This is a genomic window from Mesorhizobium sp. M4A.F.Ca.ET.022.05.2.1 (genome assembly GCF_003998845.1).
Lineage (GTDB): Bacteria > Pseudomonadota > Alphaproteobacteria > Rhizobiales > Rhizobiaceae > Mesorhizobium.
The window spans coordinates 1-5,320 of record NZ_RZOJ01000415.1; the positions used below are offsets into that span (position 1 = coordinate 1).

A 5,320-nucleotide genomic window follows, 5' to 3' on the forward strand; every position below is an offset into this window, starting at 1 on the left:
GGGTGGAATGGCTGAGATTGACCGGCAGCCAACCACCAATGATCGCAACCGAGGAGGGCCTCGATTCGGGCCTGCTCGCCGGCTTCTTGCTCGTGGTCACCATTTCGCCTGACAGCGATCCGGCGGCGCTCGAGCGCATAATCAGGCTCCGAGCGGACAAGGACACGCTTTTCGTGCTGCCAAAATGGCAAACCTTGCCACTACAAACGCCCGAAGGCTGGGAGATGAAAATCGAGCGGTTGCCCGACGCGGTCGTGAACGACTGGCTCGGCCGCATCGCCAAGGCCAAGCTCGGAGTCGGCAAGAGCCCGGTCGAACACCTCGACATTGGAGGGCATCTCATCGCTGCACCCGAAGACATGCAATGGGTGGCCGACGAGCACCCGCTGATTGCGGCGGGCAACGGCAAGGCCGTTCTCACCGAACTCGACGACAAGCCTTTCTACATCCTGACCGATCCGGACCTCATCAACAACGCCGCGCTCAAGGATCCCGACAAGGCCAGGGCGGCGCTGGACCTTATCGCCATGCTGGAACCCGGCAAGGGTGCGGTGATGTTCGACCTGACACTGCATGGCGCCGGGCGCAAATACGATCTCGCCAAGCTTTTGGTCGAGCCGCCCTTCCTGGCGCTGACGCTGTCGATCCTTGCCGCCGCGGCGCTGGCCTTCCTGCATGGTCTTGGCCGCTTCGGCCCGCCGCGCGCCGAGGGCCGGGCGATCGCCTTCGGCAAGCGGGCGCTGGTCGACACCACGGCGATGCTCTTCAAGCGCGCCGGACGTCTGGAGGAACTGGGCGATCGCTATGGCGCCCTGATGCGGCAGCGTGCCGGCGCGCTGCTTGGCGCGCCGCACGGGCTGCAGGGCGAAGCGCTCGACCGCTGGCTCGATTCCCGCGACAAGGGCGAGGCCCAGGGGTTCACGACGCGGCTCAAGGCCGCGAACAATGCCAGTTCGCTGGCGGAAATGCATGAGGCAGCCGAACGGCTGCACGACTGGACGGCAAGGAGGCTCGGTGAACGTCGATGATGTGAAGGCCCTGGCGACAGCGATCAGGGAAGAAGTGGCGAAAGCGATTACCGGCCAGCACGACACGGTCGACCTGATGCTCACCGCCCTGTTCGCCGGCGGGCATATATTGCTCGAAGGACCGCCGGGGACCGCTAAGACCATGACCGCGCGCTGCTTCGCGCAGGCGCTCGGTGTCGCCTATGGGCGCATCCAGTTCACGCCGGACCTGATGCCCGGCGATATCGTCGGCTCCAACATCTACAATTTCCAGAGTGGGCAGTTCACGCTGACGCGCGGCCCGATCTTCTGCGATCTTCTGCTTGCCGACGAGATCAACCGCACCCCACCGAAGACCCAGGCCGCCCTCCTGGAAGCCATGCAGGAGCACGCTGTCACCTTCGACGGCACCACCCATCCGCTCGGCCGCAATTTCATGGTGGTGGCGACGCAGAACCCCATCGAGCATCAGGGCGTCTATCCGCTGCCGGAGGCGCAGCTCGACCGTTTCCTGTTCAAGCACCGGGTGAGCTATCCGGACCTGCAGGACGAGCGCGCCATCATCGTCCATCACGGCGGCGGCTCCGCCTCGCACGACATCGCGCAATACGGCATCAAGGCCCGGACCGACCGCAAGACGCTGGAAAAGGCGCTCGAAACCGTCGGCTCCGTCACCCTGGTCGACGACGTCGTCAACTATATCGCGGCGCTCGTGCGCGCCACACGCGAGAGCCCGGACCTGGAGGTCGGCGCCAGCCCTCGCGCGGGCGCCATGCTGGCGCGGGCGGCGCGGGCACGGGCCACGCTCGACGGTCGCGCTTACGTGATCCCGGACGACGTCAAGGCGCTCGCCGTGCCGGCGCTGCGCCATCGCGTCATCCTTTCGCCGGCCGCGCAGATCGATGGGCGGCTGGTGGAGCAGATCGTGTCCGATCTCGTCGACCAGACGGAAGCGCCGCGGTGATCTATCCGAGCGGCAGAGCGGTCTGGGCGGCGGCGGTGGGAGCGATCCCGGCGTTCCTGATCGCGCTTGCGCTGCCGTCCTTCTGGTATCTCGGCCTGCTCTGGATCTGCCTACTGCTTGGCTTCCTGGCGGTGGACGCGGCCGCCGGACGCGGGCGCGCCTCGCTCAGCGCCAGCCTCGACGCGCCGCCGCAGGTCGGCGTCGGCGGCCGTTTCGCTGTCCATGTCGCCGCCAGTCTCGGCAAGCAGGCGCGCAAGCTGCAGGCGCGCGTCGGCCATGATCAGCGGCTGGAGCCGATCAACGGCACCGGCGGCGTGCTGCCGGCGGATGGCGGCACGCTCGACCTCGAATTCACGGCGCTCAGGCGCGGCATGGCCAATTTCGACCGGCTATGGTTGCGCTGGCGCGGGCCGTTCGGGCTGGTCTGGAACCAGGTCGTGCTGCCGATGGACGAGAAGGTGGCGGTGCTGCCCGATGTCAGCCACGCCCGCGACGAGGCGATCACGCTTTTGCAACGCTCGGCGCAGGCCGACGGCCACGCACAAAAGCGGGCCGGCCAAGGCCGCGAGTTCGAGGCGCTAAAGGACTACCAGCCCGGCATGGGCCGGCGGATGATCGACTGGAAACGCAGCGCCCGCCACGGCAAGCTTCTGGCGCGCGAGTTCCGCATTGAGGAGAACAACAACGTCGTGCTCGCCATCGACAGCGGACGCCTGATGTGCGAGCCAGTCGACGGCGTGCCGAAGGTCGACCGCGCGGTGACGGCGGCGCTGCTGTCGGCGTTCATCGCGCTGAAGGGCGGCGACCTCGTCAGCCTGTTCTCCTTCGATGCGCGGCCGCGCGTCTCCAGCGGCGCGGTGCGCGGCTCCGCCAGCTTCCCGATGATCCAGAAGCGGGCGGCAGAGATCGACTATTCCAGCGAGGAAACCAACTTTACGCTGGCGCTGACGACGCTTTCGGGCAAGCTCGACCGGCGCTCGCTGGTCATCATCTTCACCGATTTCGTCGATCCGATCAGCGCCGAGCTGATGCTGCGCACCGTCGGCCGGCTGACCGAGCGCCACCTGGTGCTGTTCATGATGATGAAGGATGTCGAGCTGGAGAGCCTGGCCGACATGCCGCCGGCGACGCCGGAGGACGTGGCGCGCGCCGTCACCGCCGGCGGCCTGCTTAGGGAACGGCAGGTCGTGATCGGACGGCTGAGGCTGCTCGGCGCGCATGTCATCGAGGCCGATCACCAGCGGCTGGGCCCGGCGCTGGTCGAGCGCTATCTCGAGCTCAAGCAGGAGAATCTTTTGTGACGACGCCGGCCGGCACCGATGCGGTACGCCAGACGCTCGCCAGCTTCCGCCAGGAGCGCGAGGCCGACTGGCTGGCATTCGAGGCGCTCTTGGCGCGGGTCGAGAAGCGAGCGCCGCGCACGCTGTCGGAAGACGAATTGCTGTCGCTGCCGCTGCTCTACCGCTCGGCGCTGTCCTCGCTGTCGGTGGCCAGGGCGACGTCGCTCGACAATGCGCTCGTCTCTTATCTCGAAGCGCTCTGCCTGCGCGGCTATTTCTACCTTTACGGCGCCCGGCGTGGCTTGCGGCAGCGCATCGGCGATTTCTTCCTGCATGACTGGCCAAACGCTATCCGCGTCCTGTGGCGGGAAACCCTTGTTGCGGTCGGACTGACGGCGGTCGGCGCCGGCTCCGGCTACTGGCTGGTGGCGTCCAACAAGGGCTGGTACGACGCCATCATCGCGCCAAGCCTTGCCGGCGGGCGCAATCCGGACTCGTCGGCCGAGATGCTGCGCAGCGTGCTCTATGGCGGCGCCGACAGCCAGTTCCTGTCGAGCTTTGCCGCCTATCTCTTCACCCACAACACACAGGTGGCGATCCTGGCCTTTGCGCTCGGCTTTGCCTTTGCCGCGCCAAGCGTGCTGATCATCCTGATGAACGGCTGCATGCTCGGCGCGATATTCCAGATCTACGCCGCCAAGGGGCTGGGTTTCGGGCTCGGCGGCTGGCTCGCCATCCACGGCACCACCGAGCTGTTCGCCATCGCGCTGGCTGGGGCCGCCGGCATGCGCATCGGCACGCGCATCGCCTTTCCCGGCGAGCTGACCCGCATGGCGTCCGCCGCCGAGGCCGCACGGATCGCGGCGACCGTCATGGTCGGCGTCGTCGTGATGCTGCTGTTTGCCGGCCTGCTCGAAGGCATCGGCCGGCAGACGATCAACGGTGACGGCGCCCGCTACGCCATCGGCGGCGGCATGCTGGCCTTTTGGTGCGCCTATTTCTACCTGTTCCGAATGGTGCGGCATGGCGATCACTAGACGCGCCGCGTTCGCGCCGACACGGCCGCTGATCACACCGGAAGGCGTCGATCTCAGGATCAGGCTTGCCGACGCCGGCACGCGGGCCTCGGCCTTCCTGCTCGATGTGGTGATCATCGCCACCACCGCGGTCCTCATCACCATTGTCGCCCTGTTCGGGCTACGCGGCATCGGTTTCGGCGGGCTGCAGCCGCTGTTCGTGGTCTGGATCATCCTGATCTTCCTGCTGCGCAACGCCTATTTCATCGCCTTCGAGGCCGGCCGACGCGCCGCGACACCCGGCAAGCGTATCGTCGGCATAAGGGTCGCCTCGCGCAGCGGCGCGGGTCTCACAGTCGACCAGGTTATCGCGCGCAACCTGATGCGCGAGATCGAGATCTTCCTGCCGCTGTCGATCATCGCCGGACGCGGCGGCGCCGGCGTCGCCGACACGCTGACCACCGTCTTCGGACTGGTGTGGGCGCTGCTCTTCGCGCTCTTCCCGCTGTTCAACCGCGACCGGATGCGCATCGGCGACCTGCTCGCCGGAACCTGGGTGGTCGAGGCGCCGAGGCTGAAGCTGGTCGAGGACCTGTCGCGGAGCAAGGATCCAGTCGCGGCCCGTTTCAAGTTCAGCGCTGCGCAGCTCGACGCCTACGGCATCGCCGAGCTGCACAAGCTGGAGGAAGTGCTGCGCCGCGACGACTATTTCGCGATGAAGGCCGTAGCCGAAATGATCGGGAAGAAGATCGGTGTGACGATCGAAGCGCCGGATTCCAGGGCGTTCCTGACCGCCTACTACGGCGAGCTCAGGGCGCATCTCGAACGCAAGCTGCTGCTCGGCAACCGCAAGGCGGATAAGTACGCGCGGTAGGCCGGAGCGGTATTCTCGATAATCACGAGACGTTGGTGCTGCCCCTCATTGCCCTGCCGGTGTCCAGCCGATAGATGGGTAACAGTTTGAACCGGATACATAGGTAACAGTTCTCCCCCTATTTGTCCGCTGCAGCGCCAAGCGGATTGGTTAGCGCGGCGCTGCAGCGGACAAGCGTC

Annotated in this window: 5 protein-coding genes; all 5 read left to right on the forward strand. The window is 66.7% G+C overall.

The features are described from left to right. Nucleotides 1-1,028 (forward strand): DUF4350 domain-containing protein (locus EN745_RS29255; RefSeq protein ID WP_127422842.1); only part of this gene is annotated, 1,028 nt, incomplete at its 5' end. Beyond that, nucleotides 1,015-1,971 (forward strand): MoxR family ATPase, encoded by a 957-nt coding sequence (locus EN745_RS29260; RefSeq protein ID WP_127422843.1) that lies wholly within the window; start codon nt 1,015-1,017, stop codon nt 1,969-1,971. The genes EN745_RS29255 and EN745_RS29260, both read left to right, overlap by 14 nt. Beyond that, the gene (locus EN745_RS29265) at nt 1,968-3,272 is read left to right on the forward strand and encodes a DUF58 domain-containing protein (RefSeq protein ID WP_126055025.1); all 1,305 of its coding nucleotides are present in this window, start codon (nt 1,968-1,970) and stop codon (nt 3,270-3,272) included. Before EN745_RS29260 ends, EN745_RS29265 begins: the two co-directional genes overlap by 4 nt. After that, nucleotides 3,269-4,288 (forward strand): stage II sporulation protein M, encoded by a 1,020-nt coding sequence (locus EN745_RS29270; protein WP_127422844.1) that lies wholly within the window; start codon nt 3,269-3,271, stop codon nt 4,286-4,288. Before EN745_RS29265 ends, EN745_RS29270 begins: the two co-directional genes overlap by 4 nt. Further along, on the forward strand, nt 4,275-5,141 hold the full coding sequence (locus EN745_RS29275; protein WP_127422845.1) for an RDD family protein: 867 nt from the start codon (nt 4,275-4,277) through the stop codon (nt 5,139-5,141). The genes EN745_RS29270 and EN745_RS29275 overlap by 14 nt, the downstream gene beginning before the upstream one ends. The last annotated feature ends 179 nt before the right edge of the window (nt 5,142-5,320 follow it).

Coding starts and splice junctions, on each gene's coding strand:
- EN745_RS29275 (WP_127422845.1), top strand. CDS start 4,275: ATGGCGATCACTAGACGCGCCGCGTTCGCGCCGACACGGCCGCTGATC.